At 33.9% G+C, this 26,598-nt stretch carries 20 protein-coding genes and 1 pseudogene; 15 read left to right on the top strand and 6 right to left on the bottom strand.

What is annotated here, in order from left to right; translation table 11 throughout:
* Positions 1 to 32: 32 nt before the first annotated feature.
* Entirely contained in the window at positions 33 to 269 is a 237-nt protein-coding gene (locus HMPREF3270_RS05880) for a hypothetical protein (protein ID WP_070848851.1), read from the bottom strand.
* Between the two features lie 185 nt (positions 270 to 454).
* Between HMPREF3270_RS05880 and dhaK the strand changes: the two genes are divergently transcribed.
* The 12 genes from dhaK (at position 455) to HMPREF3270_RS05820 (ending at position 17,325) form a co-directional block, all read left to right on the top strand.
* Positions 455 to 1,420, top strand: coding sequence for a dihydroxyacetone kinase subunit DhaK (gene dhaK / locus HMPREF3270_RS05875; RefSeq protein ID WP_070626814.1), 966 nt, complete (start codon positions 455 to 457; stop codon positions 1,418 to 1,420).
* A gap of 21 nt (positions 1,421 to 1,441) precedes the next feature.
* On the top strand, positions 1,442 to 2,020 hold the full coding sequence (gene dhaL, locus HMPREF3270_RS05870) for a dihydroxyacetone kinase subunit DhaL (RefSeq protein WP_057510060.1): 579 nt from the start codon (positions 1,442 to 1,444) through the stop codon (positions 2,018 to 2,020).
* Between the two features lie 4 nt (positions 2,021 to 2,024).
* Positions 2,025 to 2,387, top strand: a complete 363-nt coding sequence (gene dhaM / locus HMPREF3270_RS05865) for a dihydroxyacetone kinase phosphoryl donor subunit DhaM (protein ID WP_002479950.1) — start codon at positions 2,025 to 2,027, stop codon at positions 2,385 to 2,387.
* A 224-nt stretch (positions 2,388 to 2,611) separates the two neighbouring features.
* A complete protein-coding gene (locus HMPREF3270_RS05860; RefSeq protein ID WP_070848854.1) occupies positions 2,612 to 3,922 on the top strand; it encodes a glycosyltransferase family 2 protein in 1,311 nt (436 codons plus the stop codon).
* A gap of 35 nt (positions 3,923 to 3,957) precedes the next feature.
* Positions 3,958 to 6,648, top strand: a complete 2,691-nt coding sequence (locus HMPREF3270_RS05855) for a bifunctional glycosyltransferase/CDP-glycerol:glycerophosphate glycerophosphotransferase (protein WP_070848856.1) — start codon at positions 3,958 to 3,960, stop codon at positions 6,646 to 6,648.
* A 254-nt stretch (positions 6,649 to 6,902) separates the two neighbouring features.
* Complete coding sequence (tagD, locus tag HMPREF3270_RS05850) at positions 6,903 to 7,295, top strand: glycerol-3-phosphate cytidylyltransferase (protein ID WP_002479946.1); 393 nt, start codon at positions 6,903 to 6,905, stop codon at positions 7,293 to 7,295.
* A 47-nt stretch (positions 7,296 to 7,342) separates the two neighbouring features.
* On the top strand, positions 7,343 to 9,844 hold the full coding sequence (locus HMPREF3270_RS05845) for a glycosyltransferase (protein WP_083326833.1): 2,502 nt from the start codon (positions 7,343 to 7,345) through the stop codon (positions 9,842 to 9,844).
* Between the two features lie 251 nt (positions 9,845 to 10,095).
* Positions 10,096 to 11,196 carry an acyltransferase family protein gene (locus HMPREF3270_RS05840; RefSeq protein WP_070848858.1) on the top strand — a complete coding sequence of 367 codons (1,101 nt, stop codon included), beginning with the start codon at positions 10,096 to 10,098 and terminating at the stop codon, positions 11,194 to 11,196.
* Between the two features lie 535 nt (positions 11,197 to 11,731).
* Positions 11,732 to 13,054 carry an APC family permease gene (locus HMPREF3270_RS05835; protein ID WP_070848860.1) on the top strand — a complete coding sequence of 441 codons (1,323 nt, stop codon included), beginning with the start codon at positions 11,732 to 11,734 and terminating at the stop codon, positions 13,052 to 13,054.
* Between the two features lie 161 nt (positions 13,055 to 13,215).
* The gene (locus HMPREF3270_RS05830) at positions 13,216 to 14,151 is read left to right on the top strand and encodes a ketopantoate reductase family protein (protein ID WP_002479942.1); all 936 of its coding nucleotides are present in this window, start codon (positions 13,216 to 13,218) and stop codon (positions 14,149 to 14,151) included.
* 202 nt (positions 14,152 to 14,353) lie between these two features.
* Positions 14,354 to 15,841 (top strand): aldehyde dehydrogenase family protein, encoded by a 1,488-nt coding sequence (locus HMPREF3270_RS05825; protein WP_002479941.1) that lies wholly within the window; start codon positions 14,354 to 14,356, stop codon positions 15,839 to 15,841.
* A gap of 338 nt (positions 15,842 to 16,179) precedes the next feature.
* Positions 16,180 to 17,325, top strand: coding sequence for a glycosyltransferase family 2 protein (locus tag HMPREF3270_RS05820; RefSeq protein ID WP_070848862.1), 1,146 nt, complete (start codon positions 16,180 to 16,182; stop codon positions 17,323 to 17,325).
* A 59-nt stretch (positions 17,326 to 17,384) separates the two neighbouring features.
* On the opposite strand, the gene HMPREF3270_RS05815 is transcribed toward HMPREF3270_RS05820, so the two are convergent.
* The 4 genes from HMPREF3270_RS05815 to HMPREF3270_RS05800 form a co-directional block, all read right to left on the bottom strand.
* Positions 17,385 to 17,642 carry a hypothetical protein gene (locus HMPREF3270_RS05815; protein ID WP_057510056.1) on the bottom strand — a complete coding sequence of 86 codons (258 nt, stop codon included), beginning with the start codon at positions 17,640 to 17,642 and terminating at the stop codon, positions 17,385 to 17,387.
* Between the two features lie 3 nt (positions 17,643 to 17,645).
* The gene (locus HMPREF3270_RS05810; protein WP_070848864.1) at positions 17,646 to 17,936 is read right to left on the bottom strand and encodes a hypothetical protein; all 291 of its coding nucleotides are present in this window, start codon (positions 17,934 to 17,936) and stop codon (positions 17,646 to 17,648) included.
* 112 nt (positions 17,937 to 18,048) lie between these two features.
* A complete protein-coding gene (locus HMPREF3270_RS05805) occupies positions 18,049 to 18,306 on the bottom strand; it encodes a hypothetical protein (protein ID WP_070848866.1) in 258 nt (85 codons plus the stop codon).
* Positions 18,307 to 18,452: 146 nt separating this feature from the next.
* The gene (locus HMPREF3270_RS05800; protein WP_070848868.1) at positions 18,453 to 19,820 is read right to left on the bottom strand and encodes an FAD-dependent oxidoreductase; all 1,368 of its coding nucleotides are present in this window, start codon (positions 19,818 to 19,820) and stop codon (positions 18,453 to 18,455) included.
* Positions 19,821 to 20,064: 244 nt separating this feature from the next.
* Between HMPREF3270_RS05800 and HMPREF3270_RS05795 the strand changes: the two are divergent.
* The 3 genes and pseudogenes from HMPREF3270_RS05795 to HMPREF3270_RS05785 all read left to right on the top strand — a co-directional run bounded on the left by HMPREF3270_RS05795 (position 20,065) and on the right by HMPREF3270_RS05785 (position 23,803).
* A pseudogene (locus tag HMPREF3270_RS05795) lies at positions 20,065 to 20,796 on the top strand (ABC transporter ATP-binding protein).
* On the top strand, positions 20,786 to 21,907 hold the full coding sequence (locus HMPREF3270_RS05790; protein ID WP_070848870.1) for an ABC transporter permease: 1,122 nt from the start codon (positions 20,786 to 20,788) through the stop codon (positions 21,905 to 21,907). Before HMPREF3270_RS05795 ends, HMPREF3270_RS05790 begins: the two are co-directional and overlap by 11 nt.
* Before the next feature lie 300 nt (positions 21,908 to 22,207).
* Positions 22,208 to 23,803, top strand: a complete 1,596-nt coding sequence (locus HMPREF3270_RS05785; protein WP_070848872.1) for a xylulokinase — start codon at positions 22,208 to 22,210, stop codon at positions 23,801 to 23,803.
* A 142-nt stretch (positions 23,804 to 23,945) separates the two neighbouring features.
* Here HMPREF3270_RS05785 and HMPREF3270_RS05780 read toward each other — a convergent pair whose 3' ends face one another.
* Entirely contained in the window at positions 23,946 to 26,591 is a 2,646-nt protein-coding gene (locus HMPREF3270_RS05780; RefSeq protein WP_070848874.1) for a YSIRK-type signal peptide-containing protein, read from the bottom strand.
* Positions 26,592 to 26,598 lie beyond the last annotated feature (7 nt).

Genomic DNA, 26,598 nt, shown 5'->3' with positions numbered 1-26,598 from the left:
AGTGGTCAATTAATGATTACTCTCCTACTCGATTAATGTTTGTATTTAAGTTTTCGTTTTAAAACGGTACTGATGATATCGCTGATTAAACAAGTAGCAAATAACAGTGATACAAAAATAATGTTAGTAGTGCTTTCAATTTTAAATCCTGCTGAAAAACCATTTGTTTGCATATTAAAGTAGAAGTTAATGGACAATAAAATTAATAAAGCAATAAAGCTGACAATCGTGACAATATCGGCAACACGCTTAGCAAAAGAAAGATTCATAGTAGACACACCTTCTTTGTATGTGATTTATATTGCTTTTCTTAATTGTAATATAACATATTTTTTAATTGAATGATTGTAGAATCTAACCTCTTATCACATGAATAATCATTAGTCAGACTATATAATAGAGGTGTATCTAAAATATGAATTGATGATTGAACACAAAAAGGGGTTGTGCACATATGAAAAAATTAATTCAAGATAAAACTACAATACTTTCAGATATGTTAGAGGGTTTAGCACTTTCAAATCCCGAGCAAACTGTCATTTCTGAGACGGTTGTTGTTAGAAAAGAGAAAAAGCAACAAGGTGTTGCGTTAGTTTCTGGCGGAGGAAGCGGACATGAACCTGCACATGCAGGCTATGTTGCACAGGGAATGTTAGATGCGGCAGTATGCGGTGAAATCTTTACATCACCGACACCGGATAAAATTTTAGAAGCGATTAAAGCTGTTGATAATGGTGACGGTGTCTTATTGATTATCAAAAATTATGCCGGAGATGTTATGAACTTTGAAATGGCGCAAGAAATGGCTGAAATGGAAGGTATCAAAGTCGGTAAAGTGATTGTCAGAGATGATATTGCGGTAGAAGATAAAGAGATGCGCCGTGGTGTAGCAGGCACAGTTTTTGTGCATAAGTTTGCAGGTTACCTTGCTGAACAAGGTGAATCGCTAGAAACGATTGTAGAACAAACCGAAGCATTATTAGCTGATATGCGTACAATAGGCATGGCACTCACACCGCCATTTGTACCATCCACTGGTAAGTATGGCTTTGATTTAGAATCTGGAGATATGGAAATCGGTATCGGTATTCATGGGGAACGTGGATTGAAGAGAGAAGCGGTTAAACCTATCCAAGATATTGCGACTGAATTAGTTCAAGCTTTGAACGAAGAAGTCCAAGCGAAAGAAGTCATAGTGATGGTAAACGGCATGGGCGGCACACCGCTTTCAGAATTAAATATCGCAGTGAAGTATATCCAAGCAGCACTTGAAGCAGAAAATGTTTCAGTCAAAGACTGGTTTGTCGGTGATTATATGACATCGTTAGATATGCAAGGTTTCTCATTAACATTATTAGAAAGTACTGAGGACCGTTTGAACGCATTAAACGCACCGACAACAAGCCGTTATTTCGGATAACGCACAAGGAGGAAATGAACTATGAATGCAGAAACATTAAAACAACGTTTAATTCATTTACAAGAAATTTTTCAAGAACGTGAAGATACATTAACAGAACTTGATCGTGCCATTGGTGATGGTGACCATGGTGTCAACATGGTCAGAGGCTTTAATGCCTTACCACAAGCATTAGAAAATGCGGACACAGTCCAAGATGTTTTGAAAACAACGGGAATGACTTTAATGTCTAAAGTTGGTGGTGCTTCAGGTCCATTATACGGTTTCAGTTTTGTCAAAATGGCACAAGTTGCGGAAGATGAGATTACAGAAGACAACTTACCTCAATTGTTAGAGGCATTTTCACAAGCGGTACATCAACGCGGTAAAGTTGAACTAGATGAAAAAACAATGTACGACGTGATTGAAAGAGCGAGAGAAGCGGTAGAAAATGGAGAGACTGTTGATATCGCATACCTTCAAACACTCGCAGATAATACAGAAGATTTAGTTGCGACAAAAGGACGTGCAGCTTACTTCAAAGAAGAGTCAAGAGGTCACACAGATCCAGGTGCACAAAGTAGTGTTTATATCTTAAACGCATTGATAGGAGATGAGTAAATCAATGACAGCGATTATTGTAGTCAGTCATAGTGAAGAAATCGCAAACGGCATCAAAAAACTTATTAGCCAAATGGCTGAAGGCGTGCAAGTGATTCCAGTCGGCGGCAGTGACGGTACTATTGGAACATCCTTTGAACCTATCCAACAAGCAATTGAAGGTTTAAAAGACGATGCGATTTGTTTCTATGATTTAGGTTCAGCAGAAATGAACTTAGATATGGCTATTGAAATGTACGATGGACAATATAGAGTAGAGAAAGTAGAAGCACCTATTGTAGAAGGCAGCTTTCTAGCAAGTGTCAACATCTCTACTGGTATGAGTTATGAACAAGTTGTAGAATCAGTTGAAAGTGAATATAGATAAAAATAACGGCGCATTTGTGTAAGCAAGTGCGTCGTTATTTGTTTATTGCACAAATATAGATTGGCAATAAATACACTCATAATATGTGTTGTGAAGTATTAAAATTTAAAATAAAGATTGAGCAACATTTACTTTTGTTTAAAAACGTTATGTAGTATATTGATTATAAGGCAAATGCAAACCACAAAGAAATACATCATAGAATTGAAAGCGTTGGTGAACAAATGTTTAGCTTTATACTGCCTGCTTATAATGCAGAAAAGACAATCAGTAAGACGATTGAGAGTATCTTAAACAATAGGACGTCTCAAGAGATAGAAATTATTGTGATAAATGATGGAAGTACAGACAACACTAAAAGAATTTTAGAAAGATACGATGATCAAAGAATAAAAGTTATAAACCAAGAAAATAAAGGTGTTAGTGCGGCACGTAATGCCGGCTTAAATGCATTGGATAAAGCTTCTTTATTTACTGCATTTATAGATGACTCTGATACTATTAGCGAAAATTATATTGAAGCACACCTGGAAATTTTTGAGCAATATCCAGAATTAAAGTTATCAGTAGCTCCGATTATACTAAATAAAAATAATCAATTATCCCCACAATCTTTGAATTTCAAATTTCAAAATACATCAGGTTATGTAGATATCAGACAACATTCAACATCTATTCAGTACCATATGGGAGGAACTGTGTTTCGAAGTGAAGTGTTTAACTCACTACACCATAGGTTCCAAGAAAGCCTGACCTTTTGGGAGGACGCTTTATTAATCAATACGATATTACTAGAAAATCTGAAGTATGGACTGGTTAATGGTGCTTATTATTATTATGATCGCAATAACACAAATTCATTAAGCCATGCTGCATGGGGCGAAGAAAGCAGATATACAGCACATTTGAAAAATGCATATTTTCCATTAATTGACCTATCAAAGAAATTATATAGTGAGGTTCTTCCTTATATTCAATACTTAATCGCAAGACACTATTTAGGATATCTTGCAGAGTATAATCAGAAGTACATAATCGAGCATAAGTCATTTATTACAGAGACATTTATGCATCTTTCAAAACAACTGTTTAAAAATATAAGTACTAAAACAATAGACCAATTAGAATGCCCGCTTTACTGTAAAATTTACATGTACCAATTGAAAGACATGAAAATGGATTTATCTTTACTTCACAAACAAATTAAAGTACTGATTCAGGGTTACAATTTTAAAAACGGAACATTACAATTCACTTTTTCTAATGAAGCTGTTGGGATACCTGGAGAAAGTAAGATTTTTATAAAGAAAGTGACAGCAGATATTGTATGTACTAAAGAAAAGTATTTATTGGGAAGAAAAATGAAAAATGACATTACGTTCAATAAGTATTCAATAAAGTTACCGATATTTTTTATTTTGTCAGGTTTTCTGTTGAAAATTAAATCCAACAATAACATCTACAATGCTAAAAGTGTATCTTTAATATTTAGGATCATCACCAAAATAAAAAGAATTTTAAAAAACCAAGTTTAAAACAATCATGAATCAACAAAATGGAGGAGTTTATCTTGAAATTTTTAAATTTTAAAAAGAAGATGAAACGTAAGGTTTACAACAAGGAAAACAAGCATTACCCATTTAAAGTAAGCGTTGTTATTCCTGTATATAATACAGAAGAATATATTCAAGAAACATTGGATAGTATTTATAACCAAAGTATGGATTTTAAAGATATTCAAATTATTTTAGTGAATGATGGATCTACAGACGGCACGCATGATATCTTACAAAGAAATGCAGATTTGTATCCTGAAAACATAAAATATATTAATAAAAAAAATGAAGGTGTTTCAATAGCGAGAAATACAGGGCTTGAAAGCGCCGAAGGTAAGTATATTAACTTTATAGACTCTGATGATAAATGGGGATTAGAAACTTTTGAGTCAGCATATAACTTTTTAGAAGAACATACAGAAACTGATATTGTTAGTTCCAGATTAAGATTCTTTGATAGTGTCGTTGGTGAACATCCTTTGAATTATAAATTTGAAAAAGAAAAGGATGTTCTAGTCAATTTGCTTAAAGATTACGATAACATTCAAATGCATGCTTCTTCATCTTTTTTTAGAAAATCAGCGATTGGTAAAATCAAATTTGATTCTAATTTAAAGTACGCTGAAGATGCTAAGTTTGTATACGATGTTTTGAAGAAAAAATATAAATTAGGGAAATTAAGCTATATTAACGGATGTTATTTTTATAGAAAAAGAGCAGATGAATCATCAGCTATTGATACTGCTCATTATAAAGATACATTTTATGTACCTACGTTAGAGAACTATCATCAATATTTAATAGATGATAGTCGAAATAGTTTAGGGTACGTTCCTAAATATATTCAAGCTGTTTTATTATATGACTTACAGTATAGGTTCAAATACTCAGATGTAACTCTAAATAAGTTAACTGAAGAACAACTGAAGCAATATACTGATAAAATTTTAAACTTATTAAAAGTGATAGAAGATGATGTATTATTTACTCCAAGTCTCAAAGTAATGAATGTCATTTATCAGAATGCTATTTTACATAACAGATATAAGAACGGTAAATTAGAAATTCGAGTTGAGGATAATAGACACAATATTTACTTCAATAATATATTTCTGAAATCTATTGAGAATATGTATTTGAAAAATGAGTCAATGTATTTAAAGAAAGGCATTTTAAAACTTTCATTTTCGCTACCAATGGTTACTGATGAAATCAAAGTTGAACCAATTATTCAAATTGGATCTCATAAAATTATTAAAGCAGACAAGGCTACTGTCCTCTCTGAGCATTATTTTTTAGGAGAGAAAGTTAGCCATACCTCTTTTTACAGATTTGAATTGCCGGTTAAAAAGTTTAGTCCTGAATTTACTTTAGCTTATCTAGTTAATGATAAAGAGATTGTTGAAATTGAAAACGTAGGAAAAACTTTAAAAACTAATTTTAGTAACACAAAAGTACCATTTAAGCATTTTGGAAACCATACTATTAGATTATTTGAAAATAAAAAATTTGTAATAACTAAGATAAAAAAAGTGCTGACTATAAAGAATATAATTGGTTTACTACTGAAAAACAAAACTCGAAAATCTGGTATTTATAAAATAATAGGTCTGAAAGCTAAATCAAAAAATAAAAAACGGATTTGGCTATTTACTGATCGCCTGAATCAAGCAGAAGATAATGCAGAAGCTTTTTTTGATTTCATTTACAAACAAAAAAAAGAAATAACACCTTATTATTTAATTGAAAAAAACAATGCAGATTATAAACGTTTGAAAAAAAGCTATGGAAGGTCAGTCGTTCCATTTAATAGTAAAAAGCATCACTTGTTGACTTTTCAAGCGGAAAAAATGATTACTTCTCACACTGAACCTTATTTATTTAATCCATTTGGAGTAGTAAATGGTAGATATGTTCGGGAGCTAATTGATTTTGATTTTGTGTTTTTACAGCATGGAGTTACGCAGAATAATGTTAGTAAGTTGCTTCATAAATATAATAAACCAATCGATTATTTTATAACTAGTGCTCAAAGAGAAGCGGTTGATATCATAGATAAATATGGGTTCTTAAATAAAGAAGTGAAAATTACTGGGTTGGCAAGATTTGATTTGCTAAAAAATAAAGATATTAAAAAATGCATTATCACATTTATGCCAACATGGAGACCACAGCTACTGCTTGGAACAGATGAACAATTTTTGGAAAGTGAATTTTATAAAAGAACGTATAGCTTTTTAAGTGACAATAAAATTAAAGAGTGGGTTCAAAAAAGCAATGTAGAGATTCAGTTTCACTTGCACCCTAGAATGAGTGAAAGATTTATTCAATATTATAAAGGATTAAAGCATATTAAAATTACTGATTATACGAATTATAAAGAAGTGATCAGTAGCAGTGCTTTACTCATTACTGATGTCTCTTCTGTTGCATTTGATGTTGCCTATTTAAATAAACCTGTTGTATATTATCAGTTTGATTTAGATGATATATATAAATATGCGATTTATAGTCCGGGCTACTTTAAATATGAGTCGGATGGTTTTGGTCCAGTAGCACGCAATGAACAGGACTTGATAAAAGTTGTTGAGTCAATTCGTCAAAATCAATTTAAATTGGATAGCAAATACTATGAACGGATAAAGCGTTTTTTTGCTTATACTGACAAAAATAATAGAAAAAGAATTTATGAAGAAATTAAATAGTTGTTTTAGTGCCTTTTGAGAAGTTTTTTAGTACTCAAAAGGCACTTTTTTATCGTGGTAAATGTAAAAATTCAATGCAAGTGTTATACTTTTGTAAAGATTCATTAAACTCTATTAAATATATTAAGTTTATACTAATGAGTAAATGTATGTATGAACGTATTTTCGAAATAAATGCATAATTGTTTGCAAAATACATAGTAGAGTATGTGTTTCATCATAAATAAAGAAAAACGAATGAAAGAGTGGACAGTATGAAGAGAGTAATTACTTATGGAACTTATGATTTATTACATTATGGACATATTGAATTATTAAGACGTGCAAGAGAAATGGGAGATTATCTTATTGTGGCATTGTCTAGTGATGAGTTTAATAAAATTAAGAATAAAAAATCTTACTATAGCTATGAACAAAGAAAGATGATGTTAGAATCAATTCGTTATGTAGATTTAGTAATCCCTGAAAATGATTGGGGCCAAAAACAAAAAGACGTTGATCGATATGAAGTAGATACATTCGTGATGGGGCACGATTGGGAAGGTGAATTTGATTTCTTGAAAGAACAGTGTGAAGTCATTTATTTAAAACGTACGGAAGGTATTTCTACGACACAAATCAAGAAAGAGTTATACGGTAAAGAATAAAGCTTTTGTTTTAATGTTGATAAAAAAGATAAATAGGAGTGTCTACATTGAATAAAGTAAGCGGATTTATACTGAATCAAGCGAAAAGAAAATATAAGTTTATTGAGCAACCTGTCAAATCGAAGTTTAAGAGCAAGTATGTCTTAAAAACAACTAAATATGCGAACTTTTATAAAAAGAACAAAGTTAACGATAGACAAATAGTTTATCAAGCACGAGATGGTAAGAGTATGACAGACAGCCCTTATGCAATTTTTAAATATCTATTAAGAGATAAGAAATATAAAAAATTAGAACATATCTGGGTTGTAGATTCTGAGAAAAAACGTAAAGCATATACTAAACAATATAAATCATTTAAAAATGTGCGATTCATTGTAAAAGAAAGTGACGATTATTTAAGTGTACTTACAACCGCTAAGTATATTATCAATAACTCAACTTTCCCCGCTTATTTTACAAAGAAACCAGAACAAGTGTATGTAAATACTTGGCATGGCACACCTATTAAAGCTATGGGCCTAGATGTAGAAGATAACTTAGTCGGCTCTCAAAATATTATTAAAAACTTTTTAAGTGCAGATATATTAGTCAGTCCGAACCCTCATACAACAGAAGTGTTCAAAAGAGCATTTAGTTTAGATGGTATTTATAATGGTGATTTAGCTGAAATTGGTTATCCAAGAATTGATTTAACATTGAATAGTGATAAAAAAGATGTACGTAAACATTTAAAACAAAATGGTCTTAAATTAAAGAAACGTAAAACACTTTTATTTGCGCCAACATGGCGTGGGACTGATGTTAATGACCCCGAAGATAGTGTGGCTGACATTCATGAAATGGTCTTAGAACTTGAAAAGAAAACAGACTATCAGGTTATTGTTAAAGTACATCCTTTTGTTTATAAAACAGCATTAAATTATAAAGAACTAAAGCCATATCTTGTTCCTGATTCATTTGATACGAATGAATTGTTAGCAGCTGTAGATTTGTTAGTAACTGATTACTCTAGTATTTTCTTTGATTATCTTGTAACAGATCAACCTATTGTTTTTTATGCGCCTGATTATGAGGATTACAATAGTGACCGCGGACTTTATATTAATACAGATCTACTTCCTGGACCGTCGGTCTATGACATAGATGAGCTTGTATCAGCTGTTAATGAAGCGGAAACAAACCAAGATGTATATCAAACTAAATATGAGCGTTTTAAAGATTTATATGTTCCTTATGAAGATGGACATGGAACTGAACGTCTTGTTAACAAAATGTTCCAACCGGTTGTTAGTAATCAAGAAAACACTAAGAAGAAAATATTGATGTATCCAGGCGGAATGAAAAATAATGGTATTACTACATCAGCAATTAATTTATTAGAAAATATTGATTACGATAAATATGATGTAACGATTTTCTTGGGAGATACAAAGAATCGTGAAATCTTAGATAATTTGAAAGAAGTTAATAAAAATGTACGTATTATCTTAAGAAAAGGACCTTTATTAGGTACTACTTTAGAGAAATACAGAGATATCTTTGTTAAAAATAGAGGTGTTAAATCTGTATTGGAAGAATCAGTTTATCCAACAGAAGTATTTGAACGCGAATTTAGAAAGATTTTCGGAATTTCAAAATTTGACGTTGTAGTAGACTTCAGTGGTTATTCTATGTTCTGGTCAAAAATTCTATTAGGAACAGAATCTAAACGTAAACTAATGTACCTTCATAGTGACATTAAGAGTGATATGAATCGTAACGTAAATGGTATACGTCCGCATTACCAAAACTTAAAAGGTGTCATCAGTTTATATAATCGTTTTGACTATTTAGTCAGCGTTTCAGAAGAAACATGTAGAATAAATAAAGAAAACTTAGCAACGTCTAAAACAAAAGATAAATTTACATCAGCTATGAATACAATTAATTTAACACGTATTAATAAATTAAAAGACGAAGATACAGATTTCTTTATGCATCGCGGACAAAAAGTATTAGCATATTTAAATAATGGAGAAATCGTGAGTGTTCCGTTTAATGATCAAGATTTCAAAGTTATGGCGATGGGCAGGCTTTCTCCAGAAAAAGGCTTTGATATTTTAATTGAAGGCTTCAAAGATGCAGTTAAAGAAAATCCAACTGCGAAATTGTATATTTTAGGTGAGGGGCCGTTACGCTCTAACTTAGAACAATTGATACGCAAACTGCAATTAGAGGACAATGTTTTCTTGGTGGGTCAAAAACGAAATCCATTTAACATTATGAAGCAATGTGATGTCTTTGCGTTAACTTCTCATTATGAAGGGCAGTCTATGGTATTGCTTGAAGCGTTAACAGTTGGTGTTAATGTACTTGCCTCAAACATCCCGGCTAACAGATATGTTTTACGTTATGGTGACTTCGGAATTCTTACAGAAAATGAACCAGAAAAAGTCGGTGAAAACATTAAGAGTTTCATGAATGGTCAGATTCCTGTCTTTGAAACATTTAAAGGACAAAACCATAATGAAACTGCACTAAATGAGTTTTATTCATTATTAGATTAATAAAACGGTTAAAGATAGGCTTGCGCGCCATGCGTAAGTCTATTTATTTTTGAAAATAACTTTTGATAGAACTAAATAGTGTTCTTAACTCTATTGCGTAAATGATGTAAGTTACATATAATTAATGATGATGAACGTATTTGTGAAAACATATCTCTTTTAAATATCGCTTGCTGATATTTAAAAGAATTTTTTATGTATTCATTGAAAGCGTTTTAATACTAGGGATAAATATTAAGGGAGTACGCAAAATGAAAAAGAAAGTAGAGCTGACATATGCGCGTGCTATTTTTTGTATCATTATTGTTATTGTTCATGCAATGACAGGTTTTGTGAATGATCCGCATATCACAGAGTTCCAAAAACGAAGCGCAAGTTACATTCAAGTCTTATTATTTAGTGCGACACCGTGCTTTATTATGTTATCTGAAATGTTGTTAGGTATGAGGTATTCTAAACATATACCTAATAACTTTTTAACTAAACGCGTGAAGTTTATTTTAATACCATACATTTGCTTTGCATTATTTGTGATTGTCGAGATATATTTTGATCCAAGTAAAAATTTCTCAATGAGTCACTTATTGATTAATATTTTGTTAGAAGGTAAATTCTTTGGATGGTTTGTACTGGTTATTTTCCAATTCTTTGTATTACATATGTTGTTTTATAAAGTGCTAGATCGCATGAAACCACTTATACCTATTGTTGTGTCATTAGTTATTAGTTTTGGACATGCTTTTTTAATGTACTATAGTACAACTTATTTAGAATTTTGGAATACATATTATCCATTATTTAACCGTACAATTATTTTGAATTGGTTGTTTTACTTTGTTATCGGTTTCTATATTGGTAAGAACTTTGATGCAGTGATGCAGTATGTGCAACAAAAAGTACTATATGTACTTGGGGTACTTTTACTAAGTGGACTAGTTATAGCATTTGATTTCTTTGTGTTGAATGTTACATGGAGAGAATCAAATCGTTTTGACCTATTCATCTTCACAGCAGCATTCTTTGTTTTAGCTATTTATGTCGCAAAACAATTAAGCCGATATCACTTAACAGCTTTATATATGATTAGTGAAATCTCGTTCTTTATCTATTTATCACATCAAATTATTATCCAACATATTTCTAGAGGACTAGCTTCATTTGTGAAGTATCCTTTCGCATTCTTTACATTAACTACTATATTCACACTAGGTTTTTGTGTAGGCTTAGCTATCATACTATCTTTCTTCCCATACGTAAGAATAGTCGTTGGCAGAAACACACTTTATCCGATGGTGTTGAACAATTATAGTATTAAACCAGAAGAACCTAAGTCTGTTGTGGAAACTAAATAATATCATTTTAAGCATTTGCACTAAGTTGCAAATGCTTTTTTTGAAAAATAAAAGTAAAAAATGATTTAAAAGAGGGAGAAGCAGGTAATAGAAATAAGTATGATTGGTTGGGGTTATTCAGATATTTTAAGTTTGGTTTAACTACCTCAAATAAATAACAGTTTTCTTTAATACATTCAAAACACCTTTTCAAAGTTTGTTCATAAATTGTGTATATATTAAAAGAAAATGTTATTGCCCATTATGCGAGCGTGCGTTAAACTGTAACAGGAAGCTATGATTAACATTATCAAAAGGGATAAAAGTAACAGAGACAAATAAAAAGTTATTTTTTTCAGTATGTAAGCGCATTCAATAAGGAAGGGTTAAAGAAGCGGCTAAACAGTACGACAAATACAAAGATTTTTAAAATCCATGTATGTGTTGTACGGTATGGTCTTTTATTTTTGTAATAATATTGAATGATACTGTTTTAATAATGTATAGCGTCTCTCTACTTGCTTATCACGTATGAGTAAATGGAGGATAGATAGATATGAGTAATCAAAATGAGCTTAAACGTAATTTAGGTTTCTTCTCAGCCATTTCCATAGTTATGGGAACGGTAATCGGCGCTGGCGTATTCTTTAAAGTTTCTAGTGTCGTAGAAGTAACGGGCTCTACAAGTATGGCAATGTTGGTATGGCTGTTAGGTGGTTTAGTAACAATCTGTGCAGGGTTGACTGCAGCCGAACTTGCCGCCGCAATTCCAGAGACAGGCGGACTTGTTAAATATATTGAATATACTTACGGTAACTTCTGGGGTTACTTATCAGGATGGGCGCAAGCATTTATTTATTTCCCAGCAAACGTTGCTGCTTTAGCAATTGTCTTTGCGACGCAATTTACTAACTTATTCCATATTAAAGCACATTGGATTTTGTTGATTGCATTAATAACTGCGCTAACTGTATACTTTATCAACTGCTTAGGATCTAAAGCAGGAGGTATGCTTCAGTCTATTACATTAGTAATTAAACTGATTCCAATTATTTTAATTGTAGCCGTCGGCTTCTTTGCACCTAGTAATGTAGAATTCTCACTATTCCCAATTCAATCAGGTGAGCAGCAAGGCTTCTTTACAGCCTTAGGTGCAGGTTTACTTGCGACTATGTTCGCTTATGATGGTTGGATGCACGTTGGTACAATTGCTGGTGAGTTGAAGAATCCAAAACGTGACTTACCAGGGGCAATCACTATCGGTTTAGGTGCTGTAATGGTTGTTTACCTTTTAATCAACGCAGTATTCTTAATGACATTACCAATTTCAGAAATCAGTGGTAACTTGAACGCAGCAAGTGAAGCTTCTGTTAAAATCTTCGGTAATGGCGGAGGTAAAATTGTCACAATTGGTATCATGGTATCTGTATATGGTGCTTTAAATGGTTATATGATGACAGGTATGCGTGTACCATATGCGATGGCTGAACGTGGTGGTTTACCATTCAAGAACTTCTTCTTGAAATTGACACCAGGACAAGCACCATGGGCAAGTGGTTTAGTTCAAATCGTTATTGCTTTCGTTATGATGTCTTTAGGTGCATTCGATACAATTACAAACATGTTGATCTTTGTTATCTGGACATTCTACACAATGGCTTTCGTAGCAGTAATGATTCTTAGACGTAGAGAACCAGAAATGGAACGTCCTTATAAAGTACCGCTTTATCCGATCGTACCATTAATTGCGATTGTGTCAGGTGTGTTCGTATTAATTAATACATTGTTCACTCAAACATTACTCGCATCAATTGGTATTATCATTACTTTATTAGGTATTCCAATCTATTATTATACAAAGAGAAAAGAAGCTAAATAATCTCAATCATTACGATTAGCCGGCAAAATTGCCGGCTAATTTTTCAATATAAGTTATCTCAATATTCAAAAATAACAGAATTAAGCGTTATAATATAAACAGATACAACTTTAGATACGGTAATAACTTACCGCAATACAAACGTAAGGAGTACGATGAATATGAAAATTGCAGTTGCTGGTGCTGGCGCTATGGGCGGTCGTGTAGGCACACAAATTCAAAAAGCAGGTTACGACGTTACATTTATTGATAGTTGGTTACCTCACGTTGAGGCTGTACAAAAACATGGTTTTGAAATTCAAACAGAAACTGAGACTTATCAAGTAGATGCGACAATGATTACACCTGAAGAAGTGAATGATCAATATGATTTAGTCATCATTCTTACAAAAGCAATGCAATCTGTAGAAATGTTGCAAAAGCTGAAAGATAAAGGGGCTATTACTAAAGACACAGCAGTATTGACAATGATGAACGGTTTGGGTCATGACGAACGTTTTAAACAAGTCGTACCTGAGGAACAAATATATCTTGCTGTTACAATGTGGACAGCTGGTTTAAGAGGACCGGGTAAACTATTACTTGAAGGTGTAGGTACTGTAGACTTCCAACGTGTTGATGGTAAAGAAAGTGAAAGAACAAGAGAAATTAATCAAGTCTTTGAAGATGCAGGTTTAAATCCAACAATCAGTAATCAAATTATGCAAACAGTTTGGTTAAAAGCAGCACTTAATAGTGTAGTTAATCCACTTTGTACAATTTTAGATAAACGTATCGTTGATTTTGCAGCATACGAAAATTCACGCGAAATGATTACACCAATCATACGTGAAATCGTAGAAGTAGCAGCTGCTAAAGGCGTTGAAGTAGATTTTGACACAATCGTGCATAAAATCGAAGGTTCTTATCCTGTTGAAACACAAGGTTTACACCATCCTTCAATGCACCAAGACTTATATAGCGGTCGTTTAACAGAGGTAGACTATCTAAACGGTCAAGTTGAAGAATATGGTCAAGAATTTGGTATTCCAACACCAAACAATACAATGTTGAAACATTTAGTACACCAATTAGAAATGACACATGTAAAAGCATAATTAAGATCTTTAAAAAGCTCTGCATGATGCAGGGCTTTTTTCATTGGGATGGATTCATAAGCACATTGTATGACTAACTTATTTAATTATGTGATAATTAATATACAACTGAAAACGCTTCACAAAAGGTTTTAACAAGGTTTCTAAGCTTTTCATAAACCTTGAGCAATAAATAAATTAGCTTTAAAGGAGGCTTTTAATCATGAGTGTAAATGTAAGAGACTATATCCAAGACAGTTATGATTTATTTATTAATGGTGAGTTTGTACCGAGCGAATCAGGAGAAACAATTGACGTTTCAAACCCAGCAACAGGTGAGGTTATCACTAAAGTAGCTAAAGCAAGCGAAAAAGATGTTGATAAAGCTGTTCAAGCAGCACAAGCAGCATTCGACAGCTGGAGTAAAACACCTAAAGCAGAGCGCGTGAAATTATTACGCGAAATTGGTGACAAATTATTAGAACAAAAAGATCGTTTCGCAGTTATCGAAACATTAAATAATGGTAAACCGATTCGTGAAACATCCACAATCGATATTCCATTATCAGCACGTCATTATGAATACTTCGCAAGTGTAATTGACACAGATGAAGGTACAGTTAATGACATGAGTGAAGATGTTATGAGTATTGTACGTCATGAACCAATTGGTGTTGTAGGTGCCGTAGTAGCATGGAACTTCCCAATGTTATTATCAGCTTGGAAATTAGCACCAGCACTTGCGGCTGGTAACACAGTAGTCATCCAACCATCATCATCTACACCAGTCAGCTTAATTGAATTAGCTAAAATCTTCCAAGAAGTATTACCTAATGGTGTAGTAAACATCTTAACAGGTAAAGGTTCTGAATCAGGTAATGCAATCTTCAATCACGAAGGTGTAGATAAATTATCATTCACTGGTTCAACAGAAGTAGGTTATCAAGTTGCTGATGCTGCAGCGAAACGCTTAGTTCCTGCAACACTAGAACTTGGTGGTAAATCAGCTAACATCATCTTAGATGATGCAAACTTAGATGTTGCGGTAGAAGGTATTCAACTTGGTATCTTATTCAACCAAGGTGAAGTCTGCAGTGCTGGTTCACGCTTACTTGTACAAGAAGATATCTATGATAAATTAATGGATCGCTTAAAAGATGCATTCAGCCGTATTAAAGTAGGTGACCCTCTAGATGAAAATATTCAAATGGGTTCACAAACAGGTGAAGCACAATTAGAAAAAATCCAAAATTATGTAGATTATGCTAAAGAATCAGGTGCAGAAATCTTAGTTGGCGGTAACCGCTTAACAGATGGAGAATTATCTAAAGGTTATTTCTTCGAACCAACAATCATTGCAGTAGAAAATAATAAAAACAAACTTGCACAAGAAGAAATCTTTGGTCCTGTCTTAACAGTTATTAAAGTTAAAGATGAAGACGAAGCAATTCAAATCGCAAATGATTCTGAATATGGTTTAGCAGGTGGCGTTTTCTCTGAAAACATCAACCGTGCATTGAAAGTTGCACGTGAAGTTAGAACAGGCCGTATCTGGGTTAACACTTATAACCAAGTACCAGAAGGTGCTCCATTCGGCGGCTACAAAAAATCTGGTATTGGCCGTGAAACTTACAAAGCAGCGATCCAAAACTATCAACAAGTTAAAAACATCTATATTGATACAAGCAACCAAACTAAAGGACTATACTAAGTTTCATTTGGTCCAAAAAATGTATTAATTTGAATTTAACCACCAACCATCTTATTTATTGAAGATGGTTGGTGCTTTTTATTTTGTTAGAAGGATAGAGTCCTCGTATACTTTGAAGTCATTGTATAACCTTCATTAAGAATATATAGATTTTGTAAAGATGCTAGGTTTTATTAGAAAAAGTCAAAGTCATCTATTATAATGTGAAACAAATTCTAAGTAGTATATTAAAAACATACTGTTTCTAAATTTAAAATACAAATTTGGGTATATAGATAAATAACCCTTAATATAAATAGAAGAAGTGGAAACATTTTACAATAGAACGGAGAAATAGAATGGTTAAAGTAAGAATGTTAATCCCATGCTTTAATGAAGAAGATGTTATCAACTACACATACAAAGAACTAAAGAAAGTTCTAGAAGAAGATTCGAAAAAACAAAACTATGAATTTGATTTGCTTTTTATTGACGACGGGAGTAAGGATAGCACAATTGAAAAGGTTAAAGATTATAGTCAATATGATTCACACGTAAAATACATTGAATTCAGTAGAAACTTTGGTAAAGAAGCTGCAATGTATGCTGGACTGGATCAAAGTAGAGATGTAGATGCAGTGATTATTTTAGATGGTGATCTACAACATCCACCTGAATTAATTCCACAAATGATTGAGAAGTATTTAGAAAATGGTACAGACCAAGTTATTGCTAAACGTAATCGTGAAGGAGAAAAAGCTACACGTAAATTTATGACGCATTGTTATTATAAGTTGGTCAATCGCTTTGTCGATGTACCTATTGAAGATGGTGTAGGTGATTTCCGTTTATTAAGTCAACGTGTCGTACGTACACTTGCTGATTTAGGAGAGACACAAAGATTCTCTAAAGGATTATTTTCTTGGGTAGGTTATAAGACAGAAACGATTGAATACGAAAACCAAGAACGCATAGCTGGAGACTCTAAGTGGTCATTCTTTAAATTATTAGATTACGGTGTAGACGGTGTTATTTCGTTTAACAACAAGCCGTTACGTACAATTATGTACTTTGGTATGTGGATCTTTGGTATTAGTTTATTATACTTGTTAATCAATTTCTTAATGATTATCTTTAACGGTATTGACGCACCAGGTTATTTCACTACAATTTTTGCGATTTTATTCTTAGGTAGTATTCAGTTGATTTCATTAGGAGTTATTGGTGAATATATTGGACGTATTTATTATGAAGTGAAGAATCGTCCGAAATATCTTCAACAAGATTCAAATTTAAAAGAACAGTCAGCAGAAAAGAAGAAAACAGAGGAATTCGAATCAACATCTAATCAACGAGAGAAATATCCTAATATAGAACCCTTGCATCATGCGATGCCAAAACCTCAAGAACCTGTATCATACAAAACAAATTTACAAGAACGAGAAGAAAGTGAATTAAAAGAAAAAGAAAAACAGGCACAACGTATCAAACAAATGAATGTATAAAATAAAGCGGCATGTTTAAGAAAGCAAAATCTTTCGTTAAACGTGCCGCTTTTATAATATTAGTCAGTTTCATCATGTGCTTTATCAGATTTGAAACCTTGAAGTACGATGAAGAATTCACCGACTACAATAAAAATAACTGTATGAGCTAATAAGATAATACCTTGCAAATTATACCCGATAATTATAATGAAGAATAAAACAGGAATGATAAATTTAGCTTTGCCACTTGCTTTTGACGCAATTACTTTTTGAAGAAGAATCGCAATAATCAGCGTAACAATCGGTACAATCCAATGCATTAAAAATGGAGACATGTTTTATGACACCTCTTTCTTTTTGTCTGCTTCAGAATGTTTCTGTTTATTTTTCTCATGTCGTTTAAGTTGTTGTTCAAGGCCGAAGAGTTGAACTGCGCCTAATATAAAGAAAATAATAAAAGTTGGTAAGTTAATGATATGTGTTAAGAACAGCACCAACAAAATGACTGAATATACAATCGGTACTACAAACTTATATTTCTTATTGGTATGACGCAGTATGTAGTGCTGCGTAAATAGTGCGGCAACATAAAGAATGACGATACTGATAGTACTTAGAAAAGTAGCCAACGTTGCACCTTCTTTATAATATATTATTGGTTATGGTTATAGTTTATCATATTGGTTGAGCTTGTTAAGACAATAAAAAACATACCTAAAATCAATTAGGTATGTGTGTAAGTCAGTCTTTGAAACCTTTAAAGTTTTTGACAGTACCGTGTGTGTATCTATAAACGTGAAACGCAGTCACAAGTACATATAGAATGTAGACTGGAATGACGATATAGTTTGCGATGAATAAACCTGTCATCACAAGTACAGAAATTACAGGCACGATTAAATTCCAGTCGCTTTTAATACGTTTCATTAAAGAACCTTGAATTAAAATAACCGTCACGAAGAAAATTAATGATAATACCCACATTAAAACTGGAGACATATTAGACGAACCTCCTCACTTATCTATGTTTTTGAGCTTACTTTCATTCTAAAGGCAGTTGGTATGTTAAGCAAATACATGAGAAGCGGGACAGTGCCGTTTTGACACTGCCCCGCACTCTACATGATTATTAATTTAATGAGTTGTTAGAATAATTGATTGTCTTTAGGGAAGACATCATCGCCTAATGCACGTTGTGCCAAGACGTTTAGATAGTTCCATGGACGATCAAAGTTAGGTTGGAAGAAGAAGTCAACTAACGCTAAATCTTCCAATTTCCAGCCGGCATTGATTGCGACTGAAATTGTATTGATAGATTCTACTAAGTCTTCTTTACTCATAATTTGACCACCTAAGATACGGTGAGAATCTTCATCATAGATAATTTTCAGATGCACAGTTGTATCATCTTGTCTGAATTTAGGACGTACAGGTACTTCGATATACGTTGCACCTAAATTACCGTCATAATTATCTTTTTCTGATTCATGTACACCTGTTTGACCAAATTTATAATCGAATAATGATAAGCCAGATGTACCAGAAACTCTAGGCATTTTCATATCATGGCCAGCCATGTTGCGTGCTGCGACATAACCTTGACGACGAGAGTTTGTCGCAAGGGCAATATAGCGTTCTTCTTCAATAGGTGCATAAGGAATCATTGTTGCGTCACCACTTGCGTAGACATCTTTTTCAGATGTTTCAAGGTGGTCGTTAATTTCAATAATACCTTTAGTACCTAATTTCACTTTACCATCTAACCATTCTGTCGCAGGTTTAACACCTACAGTAAAGATAACTGTATCGGCTTCAAATTCTCCGTTGTCTGTCACAACGCCAGTTACGTTATTATTATCATCTGCTTTTAATGCTTTCACATTTTCGTTACCTCTGAATTTTAAACCGTGTTCTTTCGCATTCTCTTCGAGAATATCAGTAAATTCTTTGTCTAGGTACGTCTTAATTAAACGATCTCCGTCATCCATCACTGTTGTATCAATACCAGCTTTAACGAAAGCTTCTGCAGCTTCAATACCGATATAACCGCCGCCGACAACGATTGCTTTTTTCGCAGATTTCATGCGTTCTTTGATTTTGCCTGCCCAGTCAGCACCACGCATGAATAACACATTATTATAGTCATTGATGCCATCAATTGGCGGTGCGTTTGGTACGCCGCCTGGACTTAAGAATAATTTATCATAATCAACTTTAGATTCATTATTGTCTTTATCTTGAACTGTTACAGTTTTATTTTCAGTATCTAAGTCAGTTACTGTAGTATTCACATGGACTTTAACACCACGATTTTCTAGTGATTCCACGCTTGCATAGTGTAGTGAATCTAAGCTAGGCGCAACATCTTCTAGATAACTTTGAATACCGCAGGATAAGAATGAAGGTTTATCTACACTTTCAAACACTTCAATTTCTGCTTCTGGATCTGAAATTAATAGCGTTTCGATTGCCGCATAACCTGCGTGAGAAGTTCCGACAATTACATATTTCATAAAGAAATAGCCTCCTCTAATATAAGTTGTATTTATATATAAATAGTCTCATTATCATATTTACCCATAAGGTTAATTGCTAGACTTACATATCAGGCTATTGTTCAAAGTTGATAAAATTGTCATATTTAAAATGTGTGATTAAGATGTTTTAAAAAGGTGATACGTTGTTCATAGACCAGAATGGCTTATAATGAAAGTAATATGAATATGCAATGCAGAGATAGGAAATGGGGGAGAAGTTATGCAAGCTGTCGCACAGTTAACACATGCATCTAAAGCGTTTAATAAGCAAACGGTGCTGGAAGATATTTCGTTGACGCTTCAACAAGGTCAAATTATGGGATTAATCGGACCGAGTGGTTCAGGCAAAACAACAGCTATTAAATGTTGGCTAGGTATGGAACAGTTAGATGGAGGAGAAGCTTCTATTTATAATCATTCAATGCCAAATCGTAAAGTATTGAGCCATGTCGGTTATATGGGACAAACACTCGCTTTGTATGAGAATTTAAGTGCGAAAGAGAACTTAGTATTCTTTGGAAATTTAAAAGGATTATCCGGCAAGCAATTAAACGAGGATATTAAACGTTATATGAAACTGGTCGATTTAGAAGATAAACAATCGCAAATTGTACATACATTTTCAGGCGGTATGAAACGGCGTTTATCCCTAGCAATTACTTTATTAGGGAGACCAGACTTGCTTATTTTAGATGAACCGACTGTGGGTATTGATCCGAGTCTACGTCAAAAAATCTGGCATGAACTGCGTTAACTAGCTGAACAAGGACAAACTATTTTGATGACAACACATGTCATGGATGAAGCAGAACGTTGTGATCAAGTTGGCTTATTAGTAGACGGTCATATCTTTGCGTTAGGCTCACCAAATGAATTAAAACAACAGTTTAATGCTTCAAGTATTGAAGAGGTATTCTTAAAAGCAGAGGAGGCGAAGGGTCATGAGATTTAAAGCAGTCTTAAAACGTGTCATGATTGATCTAGTTCGTGATAAACGTACACTCGCTTTAATGTTTATCGTCCCTTTAATCATTTTGACGATTATGTTCTTCTTGTTTAATAGCGATAATGAAGAACACTTAAATATCGGTTTCTCTGAAGATGTCCCTAAATCTTTTGTTAAAGCACTGCCAAAAGATAAAGTGCAGACAGAAACTTATTCTAATTCTGAATCTGTCAAAACCTTAATCGAACAACATGATTTAGATGCTTATGTTCAAAAAGATGATAAACAATTAGTGGTCACTTATACGAATGAGAATCCAAGTAAAACGACAGCGGTAAAACAAATTCTAGCTGGTACCCTTCAAAAAGATAAAATGCAAGCACTTGCGGGTGAAATGAAAACTATCAAAATAAAACTGGCTGAGATGCCTCAAGCAAGTAAAGCAGCTATGAAATCAAATCAAACATCAGAATTAACCTCACTTGATGTGCATTATTTATATGGAGATGCTGACAGCAGTTATTTTGATAAAATGTTTCCGATTTTAATGGGCTTCTTTGTCTTTTTATTTGTATTCTTAATTTCAGGTATTGCGTTATTAAGAGAAAGAACGACAGGTACTTTAGAACGTATACTTGCGACTTCAATCAAGCGTAGTGAAATTGTGTTCGGTTACTTAGTAGGATACGGTATCTTTGCGGTGATACAAACGTTGATTATTGTACTGTTTTCAATTTACTTATTGAAAGTTGATGTCGCAGGCAATATCTTGTGGGTACTATTAATCAATATACTGATTGCCTTTGCGGCACTTACTATGGGATTATTCGTATCCACGTTTGCGAATTCAGAGTTTCAAATGCTGCAGTTTATTCCGATTGTAGTCGTACCGCAAGTATTATTCTCTGGTATTATTCCGTTGGATAATGTGAATCGCTTTATCGCAAGTATCGGTTATTTGTTCCCATTACGGTATGCAGGGGATGCGTTGACTAAAGTTATGATTAAAGCACAAAGTATTAATAAATTCTGGTTTGATATCGGTATTTTAGTTCTCTTTATTGTAATATTTACGATACTGAATATTGTAGGCTTAAAACGTTATAGAAAAGTGTGAGTGATTCATACATTGAGATCTGTTCAAAAAGGACAGGTCTCTTTTTTAGTTTTTGTATACTTATCTCAATATTCATAAACATGATGCTATTTACTGCGCTCGAAAATACATGAACCACCAAACACTACCAATATTTAGTAAATCACTTGTTAAAGTGTAAGAATAAACCTTAAACGTTTAAGATATTTATTGACAACGCTTTCATTGTGGATTACGATTTATGATAACGGTTACACAGTTGTATATACAACTGTTACATAAATAGAGAAAGTGAATGAATATTAGGAGAAGGTGGAAACTGTGGAAAGGATTAAGGAACAGATTGAAGCTGGAGATATCAGTGTAGGTATAGAACTTGGGTCTACACGAATCAAAACAGTCGCAGTTAATGCACAATGTGAAACAATCGCAACAGGGTCATTTGAATGGGAGAACACATTTAAAGATGGATTTTGGACGTATTCACTTAATGATGTCTGGAACGGACTTCAAATCAGTTATCAATCGATGACAGATAAAGTAAAAGACAAGTATGGTGTAGCTATTAAACAGTTAAAGTCTTTAGGTATCAGTGGTATGATGCACGGCTATTTAGCGTTTGATGATAAAGACGATTTATTAGTACCATTTCGTACTTGGCGTAATAATAACGCACATGATGCAGCACGTAAGCTAACAGAACATTTTGGGGTGAATATTCCTGAAAGGTGGAGTATTGCGCAGTTATATGATGCGGCGATTCATGATGCACCGCATACGCAAAACGTCCGATATATGACGACATTATCTGGTTATGTACATTGGTATTTAATAGGTGAACGCGTTTTAGGCGTTGGAGATGCTTCAGGTATGTTTCCAATAGACCCGAAGACGCATCGCTTCAGGGAAGATTTATTAAATCAATTTAATGACCTTTATCACAAAGAAGGTTATACACAAGATGTGCATGATGTTTTACCGAAAGTGTTGGTAGCTGGAGAAGATGCAGGCTACTTAACAGAAACAGGTGCGAAGTTGATTGATCCAAATCAAGAGTTACAAGCTGGATGCCCGATGTGTGCACCTGAAGGGGATGCGGCAACAGGTATGGTCGCAACGAAAAGTGTCGCGCCAAGAACAGGAAATATTTCTGCAGGGACAAGTATCTTCTCTATGATTGTCTTAGATCATCCACTAGAGAAATTGTATCCAGAAGTTGATTTAGTGACGACGCCTGCAGGTGATGAAGTCGCGATGATTCATGCGAATAACTGCACGTCTGATATCAATGCTTGGATGGATTTATTTGCGGAAGTGCTGGATACGATGGGAGCTGCATATACGAAGGAAGACTTATTTACACGGATGTTCGAAAAGGCGCTTGAAGGGGATAAAGAACTCGGTCATTTATTATCTTATGGCTATGTTTCGGGTGAATTTATTACAGATGTGCCAAAAGGTTATCCAATGTTCATTCGCAGTGTAGAAAGTCAGTTTAATTTGGCGAATGTGATGAAAACACATATTTTCAGTGCTTTTAGCACGTTGAAAATCGGTATCGATTTATTGAAACGTAATGAAGCATTGGAAATCGACAGTATGATTGGTCACGGCGGTATTTTTAAAACAGAACGCGTAGCACAAAGCTTCTTAGCTGCAGCACTTGAAAGTCCAGTCAGTGTGATGCAGACAGCCAGTGAAGGCGGCGCATGGGGTATTGCGGTGCTTGCCCGTTATCATGTGGACCACCAAGGTCAAAAACTGTCAGATTACTTAGACCATCATGCATTTGGGGATGTCGAAGCATTAGTGCTTGAACCAAAAGTAGAGGATGTAGAGAGTTTCAAACAGTATATTGAGCGGTTTGAAGCGGGATTACCTTTAGAACGTCAAGCAGATACACACTTTAATTCATAAAGATAAACAAAGGAGAATATTGTGCAGACATTAGAGAGAAATAAGTCAAAATCAAAGAAACCCGGTAAGGATAACGGCCATTGACCATTTCCCTACCGGGTTTCAGTATAGGTGTTAATTTTTAGAAAGAATAACGATTAAATTATTCGTTTTCTTTACGACGACGTGCATTTAATAAGAATAATGTACCAGCACTTGCGAATAATGAACCAGATAATAATCCGAATAATACTTGATCTTGTTCACCAGTTGCAGGTAATTGTTTTTTAGCGTCTTTAGCTTTTTGTTGAGCAGCTGCTTTGTTAGTAGTAGCTGTAGTTTGACCAGCTTTTTGAGCAGCTTTTTGACCAGTTACAACTTTACCATTGTTTTGAGCAGTTGTAGTTTGACCAGCTTTGTTAGCTTGACCTGGAGTAGTTGTAGCTTTTTGAGCAGGTTTAACTTCTTTATTAACTGGTGCTTGTTTAGCATTTTCAGCTTGAGCTTTTTGAACTATTGCTGCAACTTCATCAGTAGCTGCTTGTGCAATTTGTTGATTGTAGCTAGCTTTTGCATCTTTTGAAAGTTTATCAAGTTTATTAACTAAAGCTTGAGCATCAGCAATTTGTTTAGCATGAGCTTTTTGAGCTGTAGTAATTTCTTTTTTAGCAGCAGCAGCATGAGCATCTTCAGCTTGAGCTTCATTAACGATTGCTTCTACTTCATCAGTAGCTGCTTTAGCAATTCTGCTGTTGTATTCATCTTTAGCTTCTTTAGAAAGGTTTTCTAATTTGTTAACTAAAGCTTGAGAATCAGCAAGTAGTTGAGCGTGAGCTTTTTGAGCTGTTTCAATTTTTTGTTTAGCAACAGCTTGTGCTTGAGCGATTTCTGCTTCGTGAGCATTTTTAGCTGCTGTAATTTCTTTTTTAGCAGTAGCAGCATGAGTATCTTCAGCTTGTGCTTCATTAACGATTGCTTCTACTTCATTAGTAGCTGCTTTAGCAATTCTGCTGTTGTATTCATCTTTAGCTTCTTTAGAAAGGTTTTCTAATTTGTTAACTAAAGCTTGAGATTCTTTAATTTGCTCAGCATGAGCTTTTTGAGCAGCGGCAATTTCTTTTTTAGCAATAGCAGGTTGTTTAGCAGCATCTAGAGCTTTAACTTCTTTAACTAATGCTGGAATCTCATCAGTAGCTGCTCGTGAAATTTTTTCGTTGTATTCAGCTTTAGTATTTTTAGAAACGTTTTTCAATCTATTAACTTCAGCTTGAGCATTAGCAATTCTTTGAGCATGAGCTTTTTGAGCTGTTTCAATTTTTTGTTTAGCTCTTTCGTTATTACCTGGTGCTTGGTTAGCATTTAATTCTTTAGCTTGAGCTACAACAGTATCAATAGCTTTAGCATCTGTACGTGCTACTTCGTTAAGTTTGCGATGTGCAGCAGCTTTTTGTTCTGGTTTTAAGTTTTTCAAAGCTTCAACAGTATTGTGAGCTGCTTTAACTTTTTTAGCTACGTCTGCTGGAAGGTTAGTGTTGGCAGCTGCTTCACGAACGTGTTTAGCTTGAGCACTTTCAGCATCTTTTTGTTTAGCAGCAGCAACGATGTCATTAATTTTTTGACCGTTGTTGTTTCCGCTATCTACTAAGATTTGATGGTTAAAATCATCTTTTTGAGCATCTGTTAAGTTTGGTAAATTGTTAACTGTGTTATAAGCAACAGAAGTTAAAGTGTTTAATTCTCTAACTGCTTTGTCTTTTTGTTCAACAGTGCTAGCACCTGCTTCACGAGCATGTTTAGCGTTACCATTTTGTTCGTCTAAAGCTTTTGCATTAGCAACGATATTGTTAATGTTATGACCGTTGTTGTTACCACTGTCTTGTAAGATTTGTTTGTTGAATGCATCTTTTTGTTGATCAGTTAAGTTGTGTAAGCCGTTAACTGTGTTATAAGCAACTTGAGTTAAAGTATTTAATTCTCTTGCAGCTTTTTGTTCAGCTTTAGCTTTTTGTTCTTTATCATAAGCGAATTGAGCGTCTAATTGTTTAGCATCAGCAACGATAGCATCGATACGTTCGCCGTTGTTAGTACCGCTGTCTACTTCAACTTGATGTAAGAAGCTTAATTGTTGTTTGTCAGTGATGTTTTTCAAAGAGTTGATTACTTGATAAGCATCAGCAGTTTTTTGATTTAAAGCTTTAACAGCTTTATCTTTAGCAGCAGCGTCAGCTTTAGCTTGTTCTTTACCTGCATTTTTAGCAGTTGCAATTTTAGCATCTTCAGCTTTAGCGTTTTGAACTAATCCTGCAATTTCATCAGTAGCTGCTTTAGTAATTTTTGCGCTGTATCTAGCTTTTGTAAAATTAGAAAGGTTTTCTAATTTATAAATTTCAGCTTTAGCGTTAGCGATTTTTTGAGCGTGATCTTTTTTAGCTGTTTCAATAGCAACTTTTTTAGCAAGTTCTACTTGTTGGTTAACAGCTTTAGCGTCTTGTTCAGCAGCAACTTTTTTAGCAGTTGCAACTTGAGCATCTTCAGCTTTAGCGCTGTTTACGATGCCTTCAACATCAGTAAGTTTGTTATTACCAGCTGCAGCAGTGATTTTTGCGATATAAGCATCTTTTGTTTTATCAGAAATATTTGGTAAGTTATTTACCACGTTATAAGCGTTTTGTGTAATAGTTGTAGCATCTTGCGCATTGGCTTGAGCATCAACCGCTTGCGCTCCGCTTAAAAATACTACTGTTCCTAATGACACAGATGCGATACCGACTGTTAATTTACGTAAAGAAAATAGTTGTTTTTTCTTCATGATGTAT

The sequence above is a fragment of the Staphylococcus sp. HMSC65H10 genome (assembly GCF_001839185.1).
Lineage (GTDB): Bacteria > Bacillota > Bacilli > Staphylococcales > Staphylococcaceae > Staphylococcus > Staphylococcus simulans.
This window is presented reverse-complemented; position numbering and strand designations above follow the sequence as displayed.